The sequence below is a fragment of the Streptomyces sp. NPDC002671 genome (assembly GCF_053592475.1).
The window spans coordinates 1-22,857 of record NZ_JBSFVU010000003.1 but is presented as its reverse complement, the minus strand read 5'-3'; the positions used below and the strand labels follow the sequence as shown (position 1 = coordinate 22,857).

The 22,857-nt window shown below is 72.6% G+C and carries 14 protein-coding genes and 1 riboswitch; of the genes, 7 read left to right on the top strand and 7 right to left on the bottom strand.

What is annotated here, in order from left to right:
• Window positions 1–218: 218 nt before the first annotated feature.
• A riboswitch (cyclic di-AMP (ydaO/yuaA leader) is annotated at window positions 219–383 on the top strand.
• A 9-nt stretch (window positions 384–392) separates the two neighbouring features.
• Window positions 393–1,436, top strand: coding sequence for a M23 family metallopeptidase (locus tag ACWD35_RS04895; protein ID WP_451349736.1), 1,044 nt, complete (start codon window positions 393–395; stop codon window positions 1,434–1,436).
• Window positions 1,437–1,571: 135 nt separating this feature from the next.
• Window positions 1,572–2,516, top strand: coding sequence for an aldo/keto reductase (locus ACWD35_RS04890; protein WP_451349735.1), 945 nt, complete (start codon window positions 1,572–1,574; stop codon window positions 2,514–2,516).
• A gap of 59 nt (window positions 2,517–2,575) precedes the next feature.
• Here ACWD35_RS04890 and ACWD35_RS04885 read toward each other — a convergent pair whose 3' ends face one another.
• The 4 genes from ACWD35_RS04885 to ACWD35_RS04870 form a co-directional block, all read right to left on the bottom strand.
• A complete protein-coding gene (locus tag ACWD35_RS04885) occupies window positions 2,576–3,859 on the bottom strand; it encodes a PrsW family intramembrane metalloprotease (protein WP_451349734.1) in 1,284 nt (427 codons plus the stop codon).
• 35 nt (window positions 3,860–3,894) lie between these two features.
• Entirely contained in the window at window positions 3,895–4,737 is an 843-nt protein-coding gene (trmB, locus tag ACWD35_RS04880) for a tRNA (guanosine(46)-N7)-methyltransferase TrmB (RefSeq protein WP_451349733.1), read from the bottom strand.
• Window positions 4,738–4,760: 23 nt separating this feature from the next.
• On the bottom strand, window positions 4,761–5,969 hold the full coding sequence (gene lhgO, locus ACWD35_RS04875) for an L-2-hydroxyglutarate oxidase (protein ID WP_451349732.1): 1,209 nt from the start codon (window positions 5,967–5,969) through the stop codon (window positions 4,761–4,763).
• Between the two features lie 95 nt (window positions 5,970–6,064).
• A complete protein-coding gene (locus ACWD35_RS04870) occupies window positions 6,065–7,489 on the bottom strand; it encodes an MFS transporter (RefSeq protein ID WP_451349731.1) in 1,425 nt (474 codons plus the stop codon).
• Window positions 7,490–8,213: 724 nt separating this feature from the next.
• On the opposite strand from ACWD35_RS04870, the gene ACWD35_RS04865 reads away from it, so the two are divergent.
• Both ACWD35_RS04865 and ACWD35_RS04860 read left to right on the top strand, forming a co-directional pair.
• The gene (locus tag ACWD35_RS04865; protein WP_451349730.1) at window positions 8,214–10,310 is read left to right on the top strand and encodes an asparagine synthase-related protein; all 2,097 of its coding nucleotides are present in this window, start codon (window positions 8,214–8,216) and stop codon (window positions 10,308–10,310) included.
• A gap of 120 nt (window positions 10,311–10,430) precedes the next feature.
• Complete coding sequence (locus tag ACWD35_RS04860) at window positions 10,431–13,769, top strand: BTAD domain-containing putative transcriptional regulator (protein ID WP_451349729.1); 3,339 nt, start codon at window positions 10,431–10,433, stop codon at window positions 13,767–13,769.
• Window positions 13,770–13,775: 6 nt separating this feature from the next.
• Here ACWD35_RS04860 and ACWD35_RS04855 read toward each other — a convergent pair whose 3' ends face one another.
• Both ACWD35_RS04855 and ACWD35_RS04850 read right to left on the bottom strand, forming a co-directional pair.
• A complete protein-coding gene (locus ACWD35_RS04855) occupies window positions 13,776–15,683 on the bottom strand; it encodes a sigma-70 family RNA polymerase sigma factor (RefSeq protein WP_451349728.1) in 1,908 nt (635 codons plus the stop codon).
• Window positions 15,684–15,999: 316 nt separating this feature from the next.
• Entirely contained in the window at window positions 16,000–16,782 is a 783-nt protein-coding gene (locus ACWD35_RS04850; protein WP_451349727.1) for a TetR/AcrR family transcriptional regulator, read from the bottom strand.
• 381 nt (window positions 16,783–17,163) lie between these two features.
• On the opposite strand from ACWD35_RS04850, the gene ACWD35_RS04845 reads away from it, so the two are divergent.
• Window positions 17,164–18,543, top strand: a complete 1,380-nt coding sequence (locus ACWD35_RS04845) for an NAD(P)/FAD-dependent oxidoreductase (protein ID WP_451349726.1) — start codon at window positions 17,164–17,166, stop codon at window positions 18,541–18,543.
• A gap of 131 nt (window positions 18,544–18,674) precedes the next feature.
• A complete protein-coding gene (locus ACWD35_RS04840) occupies window positions 18,675–20,333 on the top strand; it encodes an ATP-binding SpoIIE family protein phosphatase (RefSeq protein WP_451349725.1) in 1,659 nt (552 codons plus the stop codon).
• Window positions 20,334–20,417: 84 nt separating this feature from the next.
• On the opposite strand, the gene ACWD35_RS04835 is transcribed toward ACWD35_RS04840, so the two are convergent.
• Entirely contained in the window at window positions 20,418–21,692 is a 1,275-nt protein-coding gene (locus tag ACWD35_RS04835) for an MFS transporter (protein ID WP_451350058.1), read from the bottom strand.
• A gap of 122 nt (window positions 21,693–21,814) precedes the next feature.
• On the opposite strand from ACWD35_RS04835, the gene ACWD35_RS04830 reads away from it, so the two are divergent.
• On the top strand, window positions 21,815–22,363 hold the full coding sequence (locus ACWD35_RS04830) for a MarR family winged helix-turn-helix transcriptional regulator (RefSeq protein WP_451349724.1): 549 nt from the start codon (window positions 21,815–21,817) through the stop codon (window positions 22,361–22,363).
• Window positions 22,364–22,857: the final 494 nt, after the last annotated feature.

The window sequence follows — 22,857 nt, the reverse complement described above, 5'->3', positions numbered from 1 at the left end:
TGATCGGGCGACCGCCCTCTGCATAACATCTGAGTCACCATCAAAAACGCTGTGACTCCTGAACCTCGACCAAGTCGCCCGGTTTGCGCCGGTAATGGCGTGTATCTCCACCTCGGAAAGCGTTAATGATCAAGCCGAACGGCTTGGAATCTGACAGCCGGGTCTATTAACGTTCGATAACGCAGCGCGGTCGTCCCAGCCGTCACAAGAGGCGGCTCCGTGCTCATGCGCCGAATCCCGTGAGGGAACCGGGGAACCACCACCTTGGGGTGAATCGCGCGGACGCCGTCGTGAACTCGCTGAGTACACGACAGTGCCACGCGTAGGAGACCTTCCTGCTCCGAACCCGTCAGCTAACCCGGTAGGCGGAGGAAGGAAAGGAGTACGCCCGCGTGGCGTCCAACCGGCCTGCCCAAGAAGCCCCGTTCATACCGGCTCAGCGCGAGACCGAAGCCTTTGGCTACGGTTCCTTCCCGGCCGAGGAGGGCCCCTGGGAGGAGTGGAACCCCACCGAGGACTCCGTCCGCCCGGTCCGCGGCCGGCACCGCGTCGCCAAGCAGCGCGGCGGGCTCGCGCGCAGTTCCACGGTCCTCGGCGTCGGCGTCCTGGCCGCGGTCGGCGCGGGTGGCATCGCCAGTGCCAACTCCGGCAAGCCCCCGGTCGCCATCTCGATGCCCGACCTGCCCGACCTGCCTTCCTCCGTCGACTCCCTGCTTGACGACGGTTCCGCGGACGCGCCCAAGGCGGCCTCCGCGGACACGCTCAGCAGGGTCGGCATGACCTCCGAGGACGCGCAGAACACGGACGCGGGCGAGGCCCTGCGCAACCGGATCATGGCGCAGGCCGACCAGCAGCAGGGCCAGGCCGACAGCAAGGCCACCGCCGCCGCGGTCGCCGCCGCCGAGCAGCAGAGCGCCGCTGCGGCTGCGAAGGCCGAGAAGGCCGCCGTCGCCAAGGCCGCCGCCGCCAAGGAGCAGGCCGAGGCCATCGCGAAGAAGAAGGCCGAGGCGGAGCGCCTGGCCAAGCTGGCCAAGCAGTTCAGCCTGCCGGTCGTCTCGTACACCATCACCGGCACCTTCGGGCAGCCCGGTGCGATGTGGTCCTCCGGCTACCACACGGGCCTGGACTTCGCCGCCCCCACGGGCACGCTCATCAAGGCCGTCCACAGCGGCACCGTCACGCAGGCGGGCTGGGCCGGTGCCTACGGCTACCGGACCGTGCTGACCCTGGACGACGGCACCGAGCTGTGGTTCTGCCACCAGTCCTCGATCAACGTCAGCGTCGGCCAGAAGGTCAACACCGGCGACGTGATCGGCCGTATCGGCGCCACCGGCAACGTCACCGGCCCGCACCTCCACCTGGAGGTCCACCCCGGCGGCCAGCCGACCGGCATCGACCCGATGACCTGGCTCCGCGACAAGGGCCTCAACCCCTGACCCGGCCTGACCCCGGTCCCCGGCGGTCCTGGCGGCATCCCCCCGACGTCAGGGCTGCCGGATTCCTTCCGGCGCCCGCGCTCTGCTGTCCTGCTGCGCGGAATGTGATCACTGGTACGGGTGTTGAAACAGGGTATGGCTTCTCTGCGCACACTCGGTTCCTCCGATCTCCAGGTCTTCCCCCTCGCCCTCGGCGGCAACGTCTTCGGCTGGACCTCCGACGAGGAGACGTCCTTCGCCGTACTCGACGCCTACACGGCGGCCGGCGGCAACTTCGTGGACACCGCCGACTCCTATTCGGCCTGGGCCGAGGGCAACAAGGGCGGTGAGTCCGAGACCGTCATCGGCAAGTGGGTGAAGGCCCGCGGCAACCGCTCCGACGTCGTCATCGCGACCAAGGTCAGCCAGCACCCGGAGTACCCGGGCCTGTCCGCGGCCAATATCAAGGCCGCCGCCGACGCCTCCCTGCGCCGCCTCGGCACGGACTACATCGACCTCTACTACACCCACTTCGACAAGCCCGAGGTCCCGGTCGAGGAGATCATCGGCGCCCTGGACGAGCTGGTGAAGGCCGGCAAGGTCCGGCACATCGCGGCCTCCAACATCACCCCCGAGCGCCTCCAGGCCTCCCTCGACTTCTCCGACCGCGAGGGCCTCGCCCGCTACGTCGCCCTCCAGCCCCACTACAACCTGGTCTCCCGCGACACCTACGAGGGCCCGCTGCGCGACCTCGCCGCCCGCGAGGGCCTCGGGGCCGTGTCGTACTTCTCGCTGGCCGCGGGCTTCCTCACCGGCAAGTACCGCCCCGGCACGACGGTCGGCAGCCCCCGCGCCGGCTCGGCCGCGCAGCACCTGAAGTCCGAGCGCGGGCGCCGGGTGCTCACCGCCCTGGACGAGATCGCCGCCGCCCACGACGCCCCCGTGGCCACGGTCGCCCTCGCCTGGCTGGCGGCCCAGCCGACCATCACGGCACCGATCGCCTCGGCGCGGACGGTGGAGCAGCTGCCGGCGCTTCTGGGCGTGGCGGATCTGAAGCTGACGGACACGGAACTGAAGCAGCTGACGGAGGCCTCCGCCTGAGGCTTCCTTCCGGTCTTTCCGCCCGGTCTTTCCGCCGCGGCTGCGTGATCCGGCGGTGCCTACGTCCGGTACGGGTTGTACGCGGGATACGGCACCGCCGGGTACCCGGCCGGATACCCGTACGGCGCCCAGTGCACCGGCACCGGAACGGAGGCCCTGGCCGCGTACTCCAGCGCCGGCCAGGAAACCTCCCTCCGCTTCCACAGCTCCGCCAGCAGCTCCCGCTCCCGTACGGCGAAGTCGGCCCCGGCCTTGCCGTTGCGCCCGCGGTGCCGCAGGAACGCGAGCGAGGTGGCGCAGGCCTCGTACTCCGCGACCGCGCGTGCCGCCGGCCGCCCCCCGAAGTACTGCCGGGCGTGGTTGCGGGCCAGCCGCCGCGCCCGCATCGACCCGAGGGCGAACGGCTCCGCCGGCCCCAGCCACCCGGCGTACACATACGCGGGCAGCTCCTCCCGCACGGTCCGCAGCTCCCGTTGCCGCGTCCAGATCGCGAGCCAGGTCAGCAGCCCGAACGCGGGCAGCATGAACACGCCGTAGACGGCGAAGAACCCGTACTCGCCGAAGGTCGAGGAGCCGTTCCAGAAGGCGTGCACGCCCATCGCGAGCAGCAGACCGCAGAGCGGGACCAGCACCCGCCGGACGCGCTGCCGCTCGGCGGACAGCGCGGCGATGCCGAAGCCGATGCCGGTGAGCACGGTGAACAGGGGGTGCGCGAACGGGGACATCACGATGCGCACGAAGAAGGTGGCGGCGGTGACGGAGGCGATGCCGCGGTCGCCGGTGAGCTGGTCGGTCCCGAAGGCCGTGCCGAGGTAGAGGATGTTCTCGGTGAACGCGAACCCGGTGGCGGTGATCCCGGCTATCACCACCCCGTCCACGATCCCGGTGAAGTCCCGTCTGCGGAAGAGGAAGACCAGCAGCACGGCGGTGGCCTTCGCGGACTCCTCGACGATCGGCGCTATCACGGTCGCGCCGAGGGTGTCGGCGCTCGCCGGATCCGCGGTGGCGGTGGCTATCCACTTCGTCGCGAAACTGTTGGCGACGATGGCGATGAGCGCCGCCGCACACGCGCCCCAGGCGAACGCGAACAGCAGGTTCCGCCAGGGGCCCGGCTCCACCCGGTCCAGCCAGCGGAAGGCGGCGATCAGCCACGGCACCGGCAGCACGGCCAGACCGAGCCCGACGAGGAACCCGTCCGTGCCCGTCTGCCGGCGCACCAGCGCGAGGATGACCAGACCGGACAGCGCGAGCAGGGTGACCAGCGCGCCGTACCGCACCCAGGTGCGCTGCCACCAGTGCGGGTGCCGCGGTGGGTACGTCGGGTACGGAGGACTGGTGGCCACGGCATCGACCCTAACGAGGGACTCCTCTTAGCTTGTCACTGCTGTTCCCGGTGCGGTACGCGCCGGAAGAGCAGGTCGTTCACCAGATGTCCCTTGTCCAGTCCCTGCCCCTCGAAACGGGTCAGCGGCCGGAACTCGGGGCGTGGCGCGAAACCGCCGTCTGCCTGGGTGTTCTCGAAGTCGGGATGCGCGGTGAGCACTTCGAGCATCTGCTCGGCGTACGGCTCCCAGTCGGTCGCGCAGTGCACGATCGCCCCGGGCTTGAGCCGGGTCGCGGCGAGGGAAAGGAACTCGGGCTGGATGAGCCGCCGCTTGTGGTGCCGCTTCTTGGGCCAGGGGTCCGGGAAGTAGACGCGCAGCCCGTCCAGCGAGTCGGGCCGCAGCATCTCCCTGAGCAGGATGATCGCGTCGCCGTTGGCGACCCGGATGTTGGACAGCGCGTTCTGGTCGGCGAGGTTGAGGAGGTTTCCCTGCCCCGGGGTGTGCACGTCCACGGCGAGGATGTTGGTGCCGGGGTCCGCGGCGGCCATCTGCGCGGTGGCCTCGCCCATGCCGAACCCGATCTCCAGGACGACGGGGTGGGTGTTCCCGAACAGCTGGACGGGGTCGATGGTCTGCTGTCCGTCGATGTCCAGCCCCCACTTGGGCCACAGCCGCTGCAGGGCGTCGGCCTGCCCGGCCGTCACCCGGCTCCGGCGCGGCTGGAAGCTCCGGATCCGCCGCTCGAAGTGCGACCCGGCGGGATCGGCCTGGGGCCCGTCCGGGAACCGCGGCTCACCCTTGGCCCTGCTGTGCCGGACGGACACACCGGGGACATGCGCCCGGGGCGCGTCGGCAGCGGGCTGGGGGGCTTCGGGGGTGCTCAGGGAGTCAGACACAGTAGGACCGATTTTACGGCGCACTACAGCGAGCCGAGCATGCCCAGTGCGCGTCGCCCGACCTCCCTGCCGATGGGCAAGCTCGCGGTAGCCGCAGGAGACGGTGCATTGAGGACATGCACGGCCCTGTTCCCCTCGCGGATGAGAAAGTCGTCGACCAGCGTCCCGTCCCGCAGCACCGCCTGCGCCCGCACCCCGGCAGGGGCCGGCACCAGGTCCGAGGCTTCCGCCGCGGGCAGCAATCTGCGCACCGCCTCCAGGAACGCCCCCTTCGACACCGAGCGGCGCAGCTCCCCCGCGCCGTACCGCCAGTGCCGCCGGGCTATCACCCAGGACCCCGGCCAGGCCACCGTCCCGGCCAGCTCCCGGGGCCGTACGACCCCCCAGCCGTACCCCTCGCGGGCCAGCGCCGGCACCGCGTTGGGCCCGATGTGCACGCCGCCGTCGATCCCTCTGGTCAGATGCACCCCGAGGAACGGGAACGCCGGATCCGGCACCGGATACACCAGCCCGCGCACCAGCTCCGGCCGCGCCAGCTCGTAGTACTCCCCGCGGAACGGCACGATCCGCACCCCGGGCTCGTCCCCGGTCAGCCGGGCCACCTCGTCGCAGTACAGCCCGGCGCAGTTCACCAGCACGCGCGCCCGGACGACGTCCCCGGCCGAGGTGAGCACGGCCACGCCCCGCTCCGGCCGCCGGTCCACGCGGACGACCCGTGCCCCGTAGCGGATCTCGGCCCCGGAGGCCTGCGCGAGCTGCCGGGCCACGCCCACGAAGTCGCACACGCCGGTCGTACCGACGTGTATGGCCGCGAGTCCGCGCACCTCCGGCTCGTACTCGGTGATCTGCGCGGGCCCCAGCTCGCGCACCGGAATGCCGTTCTCCCGGCCGCGCTGGACGAGTGCGTGCAGCCGGGGCAGCTCCTCCCGCTCGGTGGCGACGATCAGCTTGCCGGTGACGGCGTGCGCGATGTCGTACTCGGCGCAGAACTTCACCATCTCGGTGGCGCCCCGCACCGCGTACCGCGCCTTCAGGGAGCCCGGCCGGTAGTAGATCCCGCTGTGGATGACCCCGCTGTTGCGCCCCGTCTGATGCCGGGCCGGGCCCGGCTCCTTCTCCAGCACGGTCACCCGTGTGCCCGGCGCGGCACGCGTGATCGCATACGCCGTGGACAGCCCGACGATCCCCCCGCCGACCACCAGCACGTCACAGTCGTACGCACCCGCGCGCATCCGCACCACCTCCCACCTCAGATAGTGCACTGCGCCACTGACAACACCTTCAAACGTGTGGCCTGTCTCTCAGGCCGAGCCGTGTGCGGTGTCTCTCAAGCCGGAGCCATCAGCAGCGGCCGGGCCCGCTCCCGCAGCTCCACCACCCGCGGCTCGTCCCCGTACGGCTCCAGCCGGTGCAGCAGATCCCTGACGTACTCCTTCGTCCGCGCGGACGAGATCCGCCCGGCCACCTCCACGGCCCGCACGCCCTGCTCGCAGGCCGCGTCCAGGTTCCCCGACTCCAGCTCGGCGACCGCGGAGACGACCAGCCGCAGCCCGTGCGACCGTACGAACTCCTCCGTGGGCTTCGACAGCGCCTGTTCGGTGAAGCGGCGGACCTGCCGGGGTGCCTTCAGATCGCGGTAGCACTCCGCCGCGTCGGCGGCGAACCGGTCGTAGGAGTAGAAGCCGAGCCAGGACGGGTCGTGGTCGCCGTCCCGCGACCGCTCCAGCCACCCCTCCGCCGCCTTCAGTGCGGCGCCGGCCGCCTGTGCGTCGCCCGCGCGTGCGTGCGCCCGTGCCTCGACCAGGCGGAAGAAGCTCGTGGTGCGGGCGGTGGCCAGTCCCCGGTTGCGCTCCAGGGCGGCCTGGGCGAGGTCGACGCCCTCGTCGCCGAAGCCCCGGTACGTCGCCTGCAGCGACATGGAGGCCAGCACATAGCCCCCGAGGGGGACGTCGGCGGCGGCACGCGCGAGGCGCAGCGCCTGGATGTAGTACCGCTGTGCGGCCTCCTGCTGGCCGGTGTCGAAGGCCATCCAGCCCGCGAGCCGGGTGAGTTCGGCGGAGGCCCCGAACAGGGCGCGGCCGACCTCGTCGGAGTACGCGCCGAGCAGCAGCGGTGCCGCCTCCACCCTTAAACACTCCGGAACCATGGACGAACGCCAGTCGCCGCCTCCGTACTTGGAGTCCCAGCGCCTGGCGTCCTCGGCTGCCTCCCGCAGCTTGCGCACATCGCTGTGGCCGACTTTGATCGGTGCGCCGGAGCCCTCGGCAGAGTTCGCCTCCCGCGCGACCGAGCTGTCGGCGGGGGTTATCAGCCATCGTGAGGCGGGCGTTGCGTATGCGCTCACTGCGAACGATCCGGCGAGCGACTGCCAGATGCCGCCGGAGCCGGCCCGGCGCCCGGCGAGGTCGAGACGGTACAGCTCCGTCGCCGACTTCACCGCCTGTGCCACGTCTCTGGGGAAGGCGAGACCCGCTTCGGGGGCGGGATCCGCGTCCGCCAGGCCGATCTCGTGGAGCGGCACCGGACGGCCGAGCTTCTGGCCGATGGCAGCCGCAATGAGATGCGGCGCCGCACCCTGCGGCACCATCCCCTTCGACACCCAGCGCGCCACCGAGGTCTTGTCGTAGCGAAGAGTCAAACCGCGTTGTGCGCCAAGGTCGTTGACGCGTCGCGCGAGTCCTGCGTTGCTGATTCCCGCGAGGGCGAGAACGGCGCCGAGCTTTTCGTTCGGCCCGCGTTGCTCCCTGGACATGCGCCACCCCTCGACACAGACGGCTGCCGCTCTGGCATAACCACGCGGCATTCGTAAACCCAGCGTAGTTCGCCGCATCCCAAGCGTTAAGGGGCATTGTTCCGGATGGCGGGATTGTGGTCCGTACGGGAGTGCGGCCCTGTACGCACCGTGCACGGACCTTCGCGGTGTGCCCCCGGCCGTGTGGCCGTGCGCCCGTCCGTGCGCTCTTCTCCGGCCATCCGGGGACCGGTTCCATGGCGGGTGCGTGGGTCGGCCCGCTGTACTGGATCCAGCGGGCTGGGGGACACCGCCGCCTTCATCCCCGCGGGTGGCGGACCGGTCCGGGAGGCGATGCCCGCCTCCCGGACTGTGCGCGTCCGGCGCCGCCACGCGTTCCGCAGGCCTGTACGGAGCGTGCTCAAAGCCCGCTTCCCTCTGCTGAATTGGCCGAAAACCGACCCTGCCTGTCGAGGGTGATGAGCGCTCTCACCACGGCAGTTGAGGGCGCGAAGGGCGTTCTGGGGGAGCGCATCAGGGGCGCATTCACATCGCACCGACCTTGGCCCGTCCGGCGGTTGGACCACCCCGGCCCGCGCGGCCGGCCGCGCGCACCCCTTCGGCTTCCCGCTGACTTCCCTCGATCGAAGGGGGTGTCACCGCCCCTCCGTGGCGCGTTCTTCATGGCAGCATGGGGATCCGGTTCGTGCGGTGCACTGGTTGTCCACAGTCTGTGGAGGCGTCGATGCGGTGGTTGGTGGGTTGGAGCAGCACCGCCGCGGGCGCCGCCGGGATCGGTTCCGCGGGCGGCAACGGGTACGCGGGCGCGGCCGGTTACGACGGCGAGACCCTGCACCCGGTCGGCTCCCAGCTCCTGTGGGGCGACCCCGATCCGCTCTGGGCCGTCGGCGACTGGCGCCCGGACGAGGTGCGCGTGGTGAAGGCCGACGCGCAGAACCGGATCGCCGTCCTCGGCATCTGCGGCGCCTCCGACGAGGAACTGCGGCGCGGCCTGTACACCGCGCGCGGGGGCGCACTGAGGCATCTGACGGCCTGGCCCGGCAGCTACACGGCCGTCGTCCAGGTCGGCCGCCGCATCACCGTCTGCGGCGATCTCGCGGGCGCCCGCCCGGTGTTCTGCACCCCGTGGGCCGGCGGCACCGCCTACGCCACGGCCGCGCTGCCCCTCGCCGACCTCATAGAGGCCAACCTCGACTTCGGACACCTGGCGGCCCTGCTCGCCGCCCCCGACGTACCGGCCGCGCTGCGCGACAGCACCCCCTACGAGGGCGTACGACGCGTCCCGCCGGGGCATGCGCTGGTCCTGCGTGCCGGGGCGCGCGAGATCACGGGGTACGAGCCGGTCGCCTCCCTCGCGGTGTCCGCGCCCTCCGCCGACCCGCACCACGCCGTGGACGCCGTACGGGACGCCCTCGTGGAGGCCGTCCGCACCCGGCTGTCGGCACCCCGGCACGTCCCCGACATCGACCCGGGGCCGGTGCCCGGCATGGGCCCCGCCGAGCGGCGCGCCGCGCGCGGGATGCCGGTGCCGGGGATCGGCGCCGACCTGTCCGGCGGCCCCGCCTCCGGCACGCTCGCCCTGCTGGCCGCCGGGCTGCCCGGCAGACCGGGCACGCTGCTGGGCCACGGCACGGGCGCGGGCGAACGGCTGCTCGCCGTCACCTTCAACGACCTTGCCGTCGGCGGCCGGGAGGCCGAGGTCGAGCGCGCGGGAACCCTCGCGGCCAACCCCCGCCTGCACCACGTGGTGGTGACCGGCGCCGAGGAGGCGCTGCCCTACGCCGACCTGGACATCCCCCTCACCGACGAACCCGGCCCCTCGCTCGTCTCCGCCGCCCGGCACCGCGCCCGGCTCGCCGCGGGCAGCGCCGACCACTTCACGGGGCACGGGGCCCGCCAGGTCCTCGACGCCCACCCGGCGCGCCTCGCCGACCTCCTGATGGACCGCAAACGGCGCCACCTGGTCCGGCCGGTCGCCGCGCTCGCGCGGGCCGACGGCTCGGTGATGGTCTCCGCGCGCGTGTACGGCGCGGCCCGGCGGCTGGCCCGCACCCCCTACCGGGCGGGCCTCGAAGGGCTGGCCGAACGGCTGATGCGGCGCCGCTTCGAGGAGCCGGGGGGCGCGGTCGGGGCGTCCCTCGCCGCGCTGACCTGGGCCAGACCGGGGCCGGCGGCGCGCTGGCTGACGGGGGAGGCGCTGGCTGAAGTATCGGTTCTGCTCCAGAGTGCGGCGGACCGCTCCGCGGCGGGTCCCGGCCAGCGCCCCGGCGACTACCGCGCGCGTGCCGTGCTCGCCCGGTACGCCGCCGACCTGCGCGTGCTGGAACAGGCCGCCGAGATCCGCTCCCAGCGCCTGCACGCGCCCTTCCTCGACAACCAGGTCGTCCGCGCCTGCCGCGCCCTCCCCGAGGCCCTGCGCGTCCAGCCCGGCGCCCGTTCCGCCGTCCTGCGCACGGTCCTGGAAGGCGCCGGCGTCACCGACCTCCCGCCCGGCTGGGGCGCCCCCTCCCACGCGTCCTCGGCGGCGGCCACACGCGCGGGGCTGCGCCTGGCGGCCGACCCCCTGATGGACCTCTTCGCCACGCCCCTCCTCGCGGAGGCCGGCCTGGTCGAGGCCCGCGTGGTCCGCAAGGCCCTGCGCGCGGCAGCCTCCGGCGCCTCCCTCCCCCTGGACGGCCTCGCCGACCTCGTCTCCCTCGAACTCTGGCTCCACCGCCTCCTCGCCCGCCGCGGCACGTGCTGGACGGGAACACCGGCACGCGCGCGTGCGGTGCCTTCCGGGATCCAGCCGAGGAAGGGGGCCTTGGCGTCGGGGGCGTGAGGTTCCCCAGCCACCCCTGTCGCTGCGCCCGGCGCGGCAGGCGGAACCCACCCCCCGCCCAGCCGACCCGCACCGGCAAACCCCGTCGCCAGTACCGGCATCCGCCGCAACAATGACCAGGTGCGGTACAGAATCCTCGGCATAACCCAGGCGGCCAACGACCAGGGCACCCCCATACCCATCGGCGGCCAACGACTCCGCACGCTCCTCACCGCCCTCGCCCTGCGCCCCGCCCGCACCACCACCCCCGAAACCCTCATCGACGAGGTCTGGGCGGACGACCCGCCCCAGGACGCCACCGCCGCCCTCCAGGCGCTCGTCGGCCGCCTCCGCCGCACCCTCGGCCGGGACGCCGTCACCTCCACCCCGGGCGGCTACCGCCTGGAAGCCACCGAGGACGACGTGGACCTGCACGTCTTCGAGCGCCTCACCCGCACCGGCACCCAGGCCCTCACCGCAGGCGACCCGGCCACCGCGCACCGCACCCTCACCGAGGCCCTCGCCCTCTGGCAAGGCCCCGCCCTCGCCGACCTCCCCGACCGCACCGCGGCCACCCGCCCCGAGTCCCTGCGCCTGGAGGCGGCCCGCGCCCGCGCCGCCGCCGCCCTCGACCTGGGCCGCGCCGGGGACGTCGTACCGGAACTGACGGAGCTGACGGCGGCCCACCCGTACGACGAACCCCTGCACGCCCTCCTCATCCGCGCCCTGCGCGACACCGGCCGCCCCGCCGACGCCCTCGCCGCGTACGAGTCGGCCCGCCGCACCCTCGCCGACACCCTCGGCACCGACCCGGGCCCGGAACTCCGGGCCCTGCACACGTCGTTGCTGAAGCAGGAGACCCCGGCACCGAGGCAGGCGGGGCAGCCTGCGCTAGCTCCACCCCCCGAGCGCACCGGCAACCTCCGCCCCCGTCTGACGTCCTTCGTCGGCCGGGAACCAGAACTCGAGGCCATTCGTTCCGACTTGCACAGGACCCGCCTGGTCACCCTCACCGGACCGGGCGGCTCCGGAAAGACCCGCCTCGCCGAACAGGCCGCCGCCGGGCTCCCGCAGGCCTGGCTGGTCGAGCTGGCCCCGCTCGACCAGCCGGAGGCGGTGCCCGGCGCGGTGGTCAGCGCGCTCGGTCTGCGCGAGACCGTGCTGCTGACCAACGAGCTGGCGATGCCGCAGGCCGACCCCACGGCCCTGCTGATCGAGTACTGCGCTCAGCGCAGCCAACTCCTGATCCTTGACAACTGCGAACACGTCATCGGCGCGGCAGCCGACCTCGCCGAGACCCTCCTCACCCACTGCCCCGGGCTCACGATCCTCGCCACCAGCCGTGAACCCCTGGGCGTCCCCGGTGAGTCGGTGCGCCCGGTCGAACCCCTCGTCCCCGAGCAGGCGCACCACCTCTTCGCGGAGCGCGCGAAGGCCGTCCGTCCCGACGCCGGCGCCGTCCTCCGCGACACCGCGGCCGTGGCGGAGATCTGCCGCCGCCTGGACGGCCTGCCGCTCGCCATCGAGCTGGCCGCGGCCCGGCTCAGGCTGCTGACCCCGCGGCAGATCGCCGACCGGCTCGACGACCGCTTCCGCCTGCTCACCTCCGGCAGCCGCACGGTCCTGCCCCGCCAGCAGACCCTGCGCGCGGTGGTCGACTGGTCCTGGGAGCTGCTGGACGAGCGGGAGCGGACCGTGCTGCGCGAGGTGTCGGTGTTCGCCGGCGGCTGGGACCTCGCGGCGGCAGAGGCCGTGTGCACCGGCCCGGCGGCGGACCTGATCGGCGCCCTGGTCGACAAGTCCCTCGTCGTGGCCACCCCGGACGGCACGTTCGGCACGGAGGGCCCCGGCGGGGTCACGGACGGCTCCGGCGGCATGCGGTACCGGATGCTGGAGACCATCCACGAGTACGCCACCGAGCGCGCGGCCGAGGTCCCCGAGGTGCGCGCGGCGGCCGAGCGCCGGCACCGCGCGTGGGTGCGCGCCCTCGTCGAGGAGGCCGACCCGCAGCTGCGGTCCGCGGCGCAACTGCCGTGGATCTCCCGCCTGGAGAGCGACCTGGACAACATCCGTGCGGCCCTGGACCGCGCGGTGTGCGCCGGCGACGAGGCGGAGGCGGGCGCGATCGTCCTGGCCATGGGCTGGTTCTGGTGGCTGCGCAACTACCGCCAGGAGGCGGTGGCCTGGGTGCGGCTGGTGCTGCGCCTGGGCGCCGCCCTGGACGCCCTGCCTGCGGCGGCACCCGAGGGCGAGCTGATGCCGCTGGTGGCGTCGGCCGACCCGGTGGGCTCCTTCCTCGCCGCGCCCGACGGCGAGTCCGGGCATCCGCTGCGCGCCCGGCGCATGGACCTGCGGATGCTCGACCTGTTCCTGACGGCGGAGTCGAGCGCGGACCATCTCTCGGGGGACGAGCGGGCCCCGGAGTACATCGCGCGCGTGCGGGCCCACTACGAGCCCGGCGGCCCGCAGTCCGCCCGTGTGCCGGGCATCGTCTGGCCGCTGACCGACTACTACCTGGGCAGCGTGACGGACATGGGGGCCGACCTGGCGGAAGCGGTCGCCAACTGCCGGGCGTACGGCGGTGACTGGGAGGTCGGCGTCGCCCTGATGTACCGCACCCACGTCGTCGTCGACTCGCCGGGCAACCTGCGGGGCGTGGACGAGGACCTGGCCGAGCTGCGGACGCTCAGCCGGCGGGTCGGGGACCGCTGGATGCGGGCGCAGGTGTGCAGCGCGGCGGGTGAGGCGGCCATGGCCCGCGGCCGGTACGCGGAGGCCCGCGCCGAGTACGAGGAGGGGCAGCGGCTCGCCTACGAGGTGGGCGCCTACGCCGAGACGCCGTTCCTGAAGGCGCGGCTCGCCGAGATCGCCTACCGCTCCGGCGACCGGACGACAGCGCTGGCCACCCTGGACGAGGCGGGCGCGGTGGCCGACCGGTACGGGGTGGCGGAGTCGCGGGCCTTCGTGTTGCTGATGCGCGCGCACATCGCCCGGGACGAAGGGGACCTGGTCCGCGCGCGCGAGCTGTACGAGGAGACCTGCGCGGTATCGCGAGGGGGCACCCTGCCGCCGCAGTTCACGGCGGGCCTGCGGGCGGTCGAGGCGCTCGTCACGGCCGGCGAGTCGGGTCCCGCGCACGGGCTGCCGATCGTGGCAGACGCGCTGCGGGAGGCGGTGGAGCAGCGGTGCGCGGAGTCGGTCACCGCGGGGCTGGTGGACATCGCGGCGGACCTGCTGGCCCGGCTCGGCGATCTGCCGGGCGCGGTACGGCTGTTCGCCGCCGCCGACCACTGGCGTGACGGCAATCCGCGCCCCGAGCCGGAGCGCACCCGCGCCGCACACGTGGACGCCGGGGCCCGCGCGGCGCTGGCCCCGGAGCGCTACGAGGCCGAGCAGGCCCAGGGCGCGTCCCTCGACACGGACGACGTACTGCGGGAGCTGGCGACGGTGGCAGCGGCGACGACCGCGGACGGCCGCTGAGCGGGGCTACCGGCAGGCGAACTTGGCGTCCGCCCAGTCCGCCAGCGCGGCCTGGTCGAAGGCGTTGCTGTGCGGTTCGACGACGAGCCGTACGGTCTTGTGCCCGGTCAGATTCACATGGACGGGAATGGCCTGGTCCCGGCCCTTGACCATGTCGGACTGCCACAGCCGGACTCCGTCGGCGTAGACGGAGAAGATGACCTTGCCGAGCCCGAGGGTCATGTCGTCCACGCCGACCATCGCGTCGTAGGCGGTGCACTGCCGGTTGAGGTCGATGGTGACGGAGGACGTGCCGCCGACGGTCACCCCGCGCGCGTACTGCTTGCCGTCGATGGACAGGCCATGGCGCCGCCACACCCAGCTGCTCTCGGCCATCCGCATCTCGGGCCGGGTGCCGTCGCCGTTGACGTCGTAGTTCAGTTCGCTCCACTCGTAGTCGGCGGGAACCGGCGGGGGAGCGGGCTTCGGGGTCGGCTTCGGTGTGGGCTTCGGGGGCGGGGTCGGGGTCGGGGTCGGCGTGGGGGTGGGTCTGGGCTTCTTCGGCTTCGGCTTGGCGGCCGGCGTCGGCGTCGGCTTCGGGGGCGGGGTGGGCGTCGGCGTGGGCGCGAGCACCACCGGCTTCGGAGGCTGGGGAGTCGGCTTCGGCGGTGCCGGCTTGGGCGGCTCGGGCTGCACGGCCGGCGGGGGCGGCGACGGCTGGGCCACCACCTTCGCCGGGTGGCTGTCGTTCATCAGGGCCATGGCGAGCGCGGCGGCGGCCACCGCGACGACACCGGCCGCGACACCTGCCTTCACGGGCGCGCCGAGCCCCTCCGCGGCGGCGGCCCCGCCACCCGCGCTCGTCCCGCCGCTCGTGCCGGTCGCCGCGGCGGCTGCGCCCGCGGTCCCGGCGCTGCCGGCGATGATCCCGAGCGCCTTGGCATACCCGGCGGCCCCGAACCAACCGATGACCGCGACCGGGACGACACCGGGGATGCCGCTCGCGACCTCTTCGATCTGCACGGCGGCCAGCCGGCACCTGGCGCACTCCTCCAGGTGCTTGCGCAGGCCCCGCTCGGCGCGGATGCGCAGCTTGCGGCGGGCGTAGGTGCCGAGCTGGTCGGCGTAGCGGGCGCACTCCTCGTCGTCGGTGAGGGTGGTGCTGACGTGGGCCTGGAGGTAGGCCTGCTTCAGTCCCTCGCGGGCGCGGCTGGCCAGCACCCGAGTGCCATTGGCATCGAGCCCGAAGAGAACGGCCACCTCGCTCGGCGACTCGTCCTCCACCTCGGTGTGCCACAGCACGGCCTGCCAGCGCTCGGGCAGCGTACGGAAGGCCTGCATGGCCATCGACTGCTCGGCCTCGTGCATGGCGAGCGCATCGGCGCCCAGGTCCAGGCCCGCTCCCAAGGAGCCCATGGACGCAGTGTCGGCGGACACCTCGGACCCGCGCGAGGCCTGCTGGGCGAAGACGGCGAAGTCGTCGACGAGGTGCTCACGCCGGGCGGACTTGATCCAGTGCGCGGCGACGCGCCGCACGGAGGTCAGCAGATAGGCACGTACGGCGTGCTCGGGCCCGGACCCGCCGCGTACGGCCTGCAGCATCCGGGCGAACACCTCGGCGGTGAGGTCATCGGCGGTGTGCCCGTCCCGGCAGCAGGTACGCGCGTACCGCCGCACGGCATCCGCGTGCCGCCGGTACAGCTCCTCGTAGGCGGAGTCGTCACCGGCACGCATCCGCTCGATCAGCTCGCCGTCGGCGGCCGGCAGTTCCCGGGACGGTGGCAGCCCCCTCCGGTCCCGCTGAGCGGGCACACTCCGGTCGCCCGGGGCAGGCACATCGGCGCGGCCCCCCTGACTCGGCACCTGTGGCGAAGTCAGCCCACCGGCCTCCGCGTCACCGTCACCGCGCGACTCGGCCCACCCGTCAACGCCCATCGCGGAAAGCCCCCGACACCGGCCCAGCCCAACCCGTTACGGGCACAGGGTGCCACATTGTCTTTCGTTCAAGGACCCCCATCCACCCCATCCACTCATCCGAGCGGACTCGTCACCAAAGACTCCCGTCCCGACGGCCGACCGGCACCTGCCGACGCCGAAAGCCTCCCACGGGACCCACCCGCACCCGCCGACGGCGAGAGGCCCCCACAAGGGCCACCCGCACCCGACCGCGAAAGCTGCACGGGGGGTGCGGGTGGAAAACCATCCCCGCCGAAGGCGTGGCCGAGGCGGCAGCCGGTCATGCCCCGCGGGGTTACGCGGGACGCGAGCGCAGCCCGTCCAGCAGGATGTCCAGCAGCCGCGCCGACGCCGCCGCCTGCTGCGCAGCATCCGGCAGGGACGGCGCCGCCGTGGCGATCACCAGCAGCACGTCGGACACCGAGACGTCCGGCCGCAGTTCACCCGCCGCCCGCGCCCGGTCCACCAACTGCCCCACCACGTCGAGCAGTGCAGCCGCCCCCGCGTCGCACTCCTCGGCCGTCACCGAAGGCTCCGGCACCAGCCGCAGCTCCCCCGCCGCCGGCTGCGACCTCTGCTGCGGCACCCGAGCCTCGTCAGCAGAGCCGATCGACCCGGCCGTACCGTCGGAGCCTTCCTCGGCGACCCCGACCCGCAGCACCTGCGGCGGCAGCAACCGCCCCGCCCCCGAGGCCACGGACGTCCGCAGGAACCGCGACAGCGCCGACCACGGCTCGTCCTCCTGCCCCAGCGCGGCCCGCGCCTGCTCGGTCAGCCGGGCGGTCTCCTCCTCGGCTATCCGCCGGACCAGCACGTCCTTGCTCGGGAAGCGCCGGTACACCGTGCCGACACCGACCCGCGCGCGCCGCGCCACGTCCTCCATCGGCGCGCCGTACCCCAGCTCGCCGAAGACCTCGCGCGCCGCACGCAGCACGTGCTCCAGATTGCGCTGTGCGTCCACCCGCAGCGGGGTCGTACGCGCCTGGTCCGCGCGCCCGTTGCCCACCGCTCCGCTCACCGCTCCGCCACCGGATGCGACTGCGGCTGCCGATGCCCAATGAGTGTCCTGAACATGCATGTGTTTTCCCCCGGTAATGACGTCTCCCCCCGGAGACGCTCCCCGCCAATCAAAGCGGAGTGCGCGGCTGCGGCGCCGTTCAACATGCGGGACCCGCCCGTCGCGGACGCGTTCGACCACAATCCCTACACCCCGTCTGCACACGAACATAGTTGAGGGAGCGTCAATTCAGAAGGGGCAGGTTCCGCACAGTGCGCCCCCCGATCGGAGTACGGGGTGTGTACGTCCCGATTCCGCCCCATCCTTCCCGCCCGTCCGCCCCCGCTGACCTGCCCGCTTTCACTCCGCTCCGCCTCCGCCCCGCCCACCGCGCACACCTGGCCGCCGGTCACACAATTTGCCGGGGCTGTGGACAAACAACAGCGCCGGGTGCGTCATGGGATGGTGAAGGAACGTGCGCGCATTCTCGTTGTCGGCGGCGGCTACGTCGGGATGTACACGGCCCTGCGCCTCCAGCGGAAGCTGAAGCGGGAGCTGAAGCAGGGGAGCGTCGAGATCACCGTCGTCACCCCCGACCCCTACATGACGTATCAGCCGTTCCTTCCCGAAGCGGCGGCCGGTTCGATTTCTCCTCGGCACGTCGTCGTACCCCTGCGCCGTGTTCTGCACCAGTGCCACATCGTCATCGGCGAGGTGACCTCCATCGACCACGCGGTGCGCACCGCCGCCCTCACCACGCTCGCCACCGAGGACGAGGGCAGGACCACCGAGTTCGTCGGCTACGACGAACTCGTGCTCGCCCCCGGCTCCGTCTCCCGCGCGCTGCCCGTCCCCGGCCTCGCCGAGTACGGCATCGGCTTCAAGACCGTCGAAGAGGCCATCGGCCTGCGCAACCACGTGATCGAGCAGATGGACATCGCCTCCTCCACCCGCGACCCCGCGATCCGCGACGCCGCCCTCACCTTCGTCTTCGTAGGCGGCGGCTACGCGGGCGTAGAGGCGCTCGGCGAACTGGAGGACATGGCCCGCTACGCCGCGCGCTATTACCACAACGTCCGCCCCGAGGACATGAAATGGATCCTCGTGGAGGCCTCCGACCGCATCCTCCCCGAGGTCGGCGCGGAGATGGGCCGCTACACCGTCACCGAGCTGCGCCGCCGCAACATCCAGGTGCTGCTGGAGACCCGCCTGGAGTCCTGCGCCGACCGCGTCGCCGCCCTCAGCGACGGCCAGCGCTTCCCGACCCGTACGGTCGTGTGGACCGCCGGCGTCAAACCGCACCCGCTGCTCGCCGCCACCGACCTGCCGCTCACCGAGCGCGGCAAGCTCAGGTGCACCGCCGAACTCACCGTGGACGGCACGGAACACGCCTGGGCCGCGGGCGACGCCGCCGCCGTCCCCGACGTCACGGCCGCCGAACCCGGCACCGAGACCGCGCCCAACGCCCAGCACGCGGTCCGCCAGGCCAGGGTCCTCGGCGACAACCTCGTCCACGCGCTGCGCGGCGAGCCCCTGGAGACGTACGCGCACAAATACGTCGGCTCCGTCGCCTCCCTCGGCCTGCACAAGGGCGTCGCCCAGGTCTACGGACGCAAGCTGAAGGGCTACCCTGCCTGGTTCATGCACCGCGTCTACCACCTCAGCAGGGTGCCCACCTTCAACCGCAAGGCCCGCGTGCTCGCCGAGTGGACCCTCGCCGGGCTCTTCAAACGGGAGATCGTCTCGCTCGGTTCGCTCGAACATCCCCGAGCGGAGTTCGAACTGGCTGCCGGGGGAAAGCCTCCTCACAGCCCCTCGGACGACCCGAAGGGGTCGTCCTGACCCGACCTGGGAACTCCCCGGGCCGCTCCGGCGTCTGACGGATGTCGCCGCGGCCCGCCCTTTGCCAGACTGCCCCACGACCTCGGACGGGCCACCCGCCCGCCCTCAGCACCCACGAGGCTTTCCCCACTGTGAACTTCACGCGTTGGAGCGCCCGGCTCCCCGGAACGCAGCGCCGCGCCGCCGCGCGGACCGAAACCGCGGTCTCCCCGGACCGCCGAGGGGAAGGCTCCGTGCCCGCGGCCCGCGTCGAACAACAGACCGATGGAACGGCGCCGGTGCCCGCGGTCGACGAACTGTGCGGGCGTGAGGTCCTCGACCGCGTCCCGGCACTCGTCGCCCTCGTCCACGGCCCCGAGCACCGCATCGCCTACGTCAACGACGCCTACGCGGCGGCCTTCGGCGCACGCCCCCCGGGCGCACCCGCCCGCGAGGCCCTGCCGGAACTGGCCGAACTCGGCCTGCTCCCCCTCCTCGACCAGGTGCTGCGCAGCGGCAAGCCCCGCACCCTGAAGTCCCGCAAGGCCGTCGACGGCCGCTCCTACACCTTCACCTGTACCCCCGTGACCGAGGACGCCGACCGCGCCGGCGGCGACGGCGCCGTGCTCGTCTTCGCCACCGACGTCACCGACCACGCCGAGGCCGCCGAACGCCTGCGCGCCAGCGAGCGCCGCCAGCGCGAGACCGCCGTCACCCTCCAGCGCTCCCTGCTCCCGCAGGAACTGGAACAGCCCGACGACCTGCGCATCGCCGCCACCTACCAGCCCGGCGGCACCGAGGCCGCGGTCGGCGGCGACTGGTACGACGTGATCACCCTCGGCGGCGGACGCACCGCGCTGGTGATCGGCGACGTGATGGGCAGAGGAGTCCGTGCGGCGGCGGTGATGGGCCAGCTCCGTACGGCCGTACGCGCGTACGCCCGCCTCGACCTGCCCCCGCACGAGGTGCTCCAGCTCCTCGACGGCCTCGCCACCGAGATCGACGCCAACCAGATCGCCACCTGCGTCTACGCCGTCCACGACCCCAACGAGGGCCGCCTGGTGTACGCCTCCGCCGGGCACCTGCCGATCCTGGTCCGCGACGAGAGCGGCACCGTGACGCGCGCCGACGAACCCACCGGCCCGCCGCTCGGCACCGGCGGCTGGATGCACGCCTCCGGCTCGGTCCCGCTGGGCCCCGGCGCCACCGCCGTCCTCTACACCGATGGCCTGGTGGAGCGCCGGGACGAGGACCTGGACGAAGGCATCGCCGCACTCGAGGGCGCCCTCGCCGGTGCCACGGGCACCCCGCAGGTCATCTGCGACCGCCTGGTCCGCTCGGCCGGCGTCACCGCCGACCACGACGACGACGTGGCCGTCCTCGTCCTCCAGCACCCCGCCCGTACGGGCCCCGAGGGCGACCTCTTCCGCAACGCCGCACTGGAACTCCTCGGCGGCGTGGAGGCGGCCCCGCGCGCCCGTGCCTTCGCCTCCGGTGTCCTCACCAGCTGGCGCTTCCCCGTCGACCTGCACGACCTCGGCGTCCTCGCCGCCAGCGAGCTGGTCGCCAACTCCCTCCAGCACGGCACCCCGCCCATGCGCCTCCGCCTCCGCCGCACCGACCGCCGCCTGATCATCGAGGTCACAGACGGCGACGACCACCTCCCCCGCCGCCGCCGAGCAGAACCGGGCGACGAATCGGGGAGGGGCATCGCCATCGTGGCGACGATCGCGTCGAACTGGGGCTCGCGGAGAACCCCGGGCGGCGGCAAGGCGGTGTGGTGCGAGTTCGCACTCCCGGCGTCCCCGTAGCTGCGGGCAGTCGGGCGTGGGGGAGGCACCCCGCGAGCGCGGGCAAGCGAAACCCACGCACGCCCAGCCCCAGCGCCGGGCGCCTTACGCCTCCGCCGGCACCGGCTCCGCAGGAAGGCCGCCACGCGTGACCACCCGGCTCCGCGCCAGCCACGGCCGGTCCTGCACCGCCGTGAGCCCCCGCCCCAGCCGCAGCGCCAGCACAGTGATCCCCAGCGAGAACAGCAGAAACGTCACGATGTACGGCCCGGGCAGCGAGGCCCCCAGCGGCCCGCCCACCGCCGGCCCCACAGCCAACGCCAACTGCTTGACCAGCGCGAACGCCGAGTTGTACTGCCCGGCCATCCCCTCCGGCGCCAGATCCGCCACCAGCGGCGCGACCGTCGGCGACAGCATCGCCTCACCCAGCCCGAACAACGCGTACGTCGAGACGAACGCAGCCGTCGCCATCTCCTGGCTGCCGTGCCCGAGCCCGGCGTACCCCGCGGCCACCCAGGCCACCGCCCAGATCAGACCGACAGCGGCGATCACCCGCGAGCGCCGGCGCCGCTCCACGAACTTCAGCACGGCGAACTGCGCGACCACGATCATCAGCGTGTTCGCGGCCAGCGCCGTCCCCAGCGCGGAGGTGGATATCCCGGCCGCTTCGACGCCGTACGCGCTCAGGCCGGACTCGAACTGTCCGTAGCAGGCGAAGAACAGCACGAAGCCGAGCACGCACAGCTGCACCATCGCCCGGTTCCCGAGCAGCTGCTTCCAGCTGCCCTTCGCCGAACCGGTCGGCGCCTCCTCGATCCGCGGCGCCCGAGGCATCCGCACCGTCGACATCACGACGACCAGCAGCAGGAACATCGCCGCCTCGATCGCGAACAGCAGCGTGAAGGAGGAGACCCGCGTCGTGTCGACGAGGTGACCGCCTATGAGGCCACCGACGCCCAGTCCAAGGTTCTGCAGGAAGAACTGCATGGCGAACGCCCGCGACCGCGTGTCCGCAGTCGAGCAGTCCACGATCATCGTCGCCAGCGCCGGCTGCATCACGGCCTGCCCCGCCCCGAGCGCGGCGGCGGACAGCAGTACGGCCGCGGCGTTGCCCGCGAGCCCCAGGCTGAGCGCGCCCAGCGCGGCGGTGACCAGGGCGGCGAGCAGGACCGGCAGCGGGCCGCGCCGCACGATCGCCCGGCCGGCGAACGGCAGCACGATCAGCGCGGCCACGGCGAAGACGGCGAGCACGAGACCCGCCGTCATGGCCCCCAGACCCCGCACCTGCGCCACATAGACGTACAGGTACGGGACCGTGAAGCCGAGCCCGAAAGCGCTGAGTGCGTTACCCACGTGGATCCGGCGCATCGCTGCGCCCATCGCCCTGGTCACGTTCACCTCTCTCACTAGTTAGGAGTGAAGACTTCAACTCTAAAGTTCGAAGCTAAAGAGTACACAGCGAAGGACTTCAAGGCAAAGCGGCTCCGTGCGATACTTCGCCCATGGCCGACACCCCCGGCGTCACGGAGCCGACACTCGAAGAACAGATCGCCGCCTACCAGCGCGAGTTCCAGGACCTCGACCCCCAGATCGAGAAGATCGTGTCGGCGCTGTCCCGGCTGAACCGCCGGATGAACGTGGCGTACGGCCGCCAGACCTCGGCCCTCGGCATCAGCACCACCGAGTGGGAGGTCCTCAAGGCCCTCGTCCTCGACGGCGCTCCGTACCGCATGGGCCCGAGCGACCTCGCCAAGCGGCTCGGCCTCACCCCGGCCGCGATGACCCACCGCATCGACCGGATGGTCGCCGAGGGTCTGGTCACCCGGGAGCGCGACGAGACCAACCGCGTACGGGTGATCGTGGAGCTGACTCCCGAGGGCCGCGAGAAGTGGCTGGAGGCGATGCGCCTGGCGACCGTCTTCGAGGAGGACCTCCTCCAGGACCTCACCCCCGCCGAGCGCATGGTGCTCGGCGAAGTCCTCACCCGGCTCCTGCGCCGTGTGGAGCACGCCCAGCCGGACGCCGGCGGTCGGCTGAGCGACCTCGACTGAGGCTCGGAAAAAAATCTTGACAGGGGTGCTTGACACCCCCATGCCCGATCCGTAAAGTTCTCCGAGTTGCCACCGAGCCGTAACGGTTCTCTGACAGCACCTCAGCCGCTTCGAGCGGCACTCCCCTCAAGCAACAGCACGATCACCCATCCGGGTTGATTTCGGCGTGCCCGAATTCAATTCGAATAGGGACTCGGCGGTCCGATTGGGAATCGCCGGGAGGATCCGCTAAGGTTTGAGACGTCGGAACGGCCCAACAACCGTGAAGACAAGCCCAACTGACTGGGAGTCAGGCCCGAAAGGATCTGATAGAGTCAGAACCGCCGGAAAGGGAAACGCGAGAGCGAGAACCTGGAAAGCGCCGAGGAAATCGGATCGAGAAAAGATCTGATAGAGTCGGAAACACCGAAGGGAAGCCCGGAGGAAAGCCCGAGAGGGTGAGTACAAAGGAAGCGACCGTTCCTTGAGAACTCAACAGCGTGCCAAAAATCAAC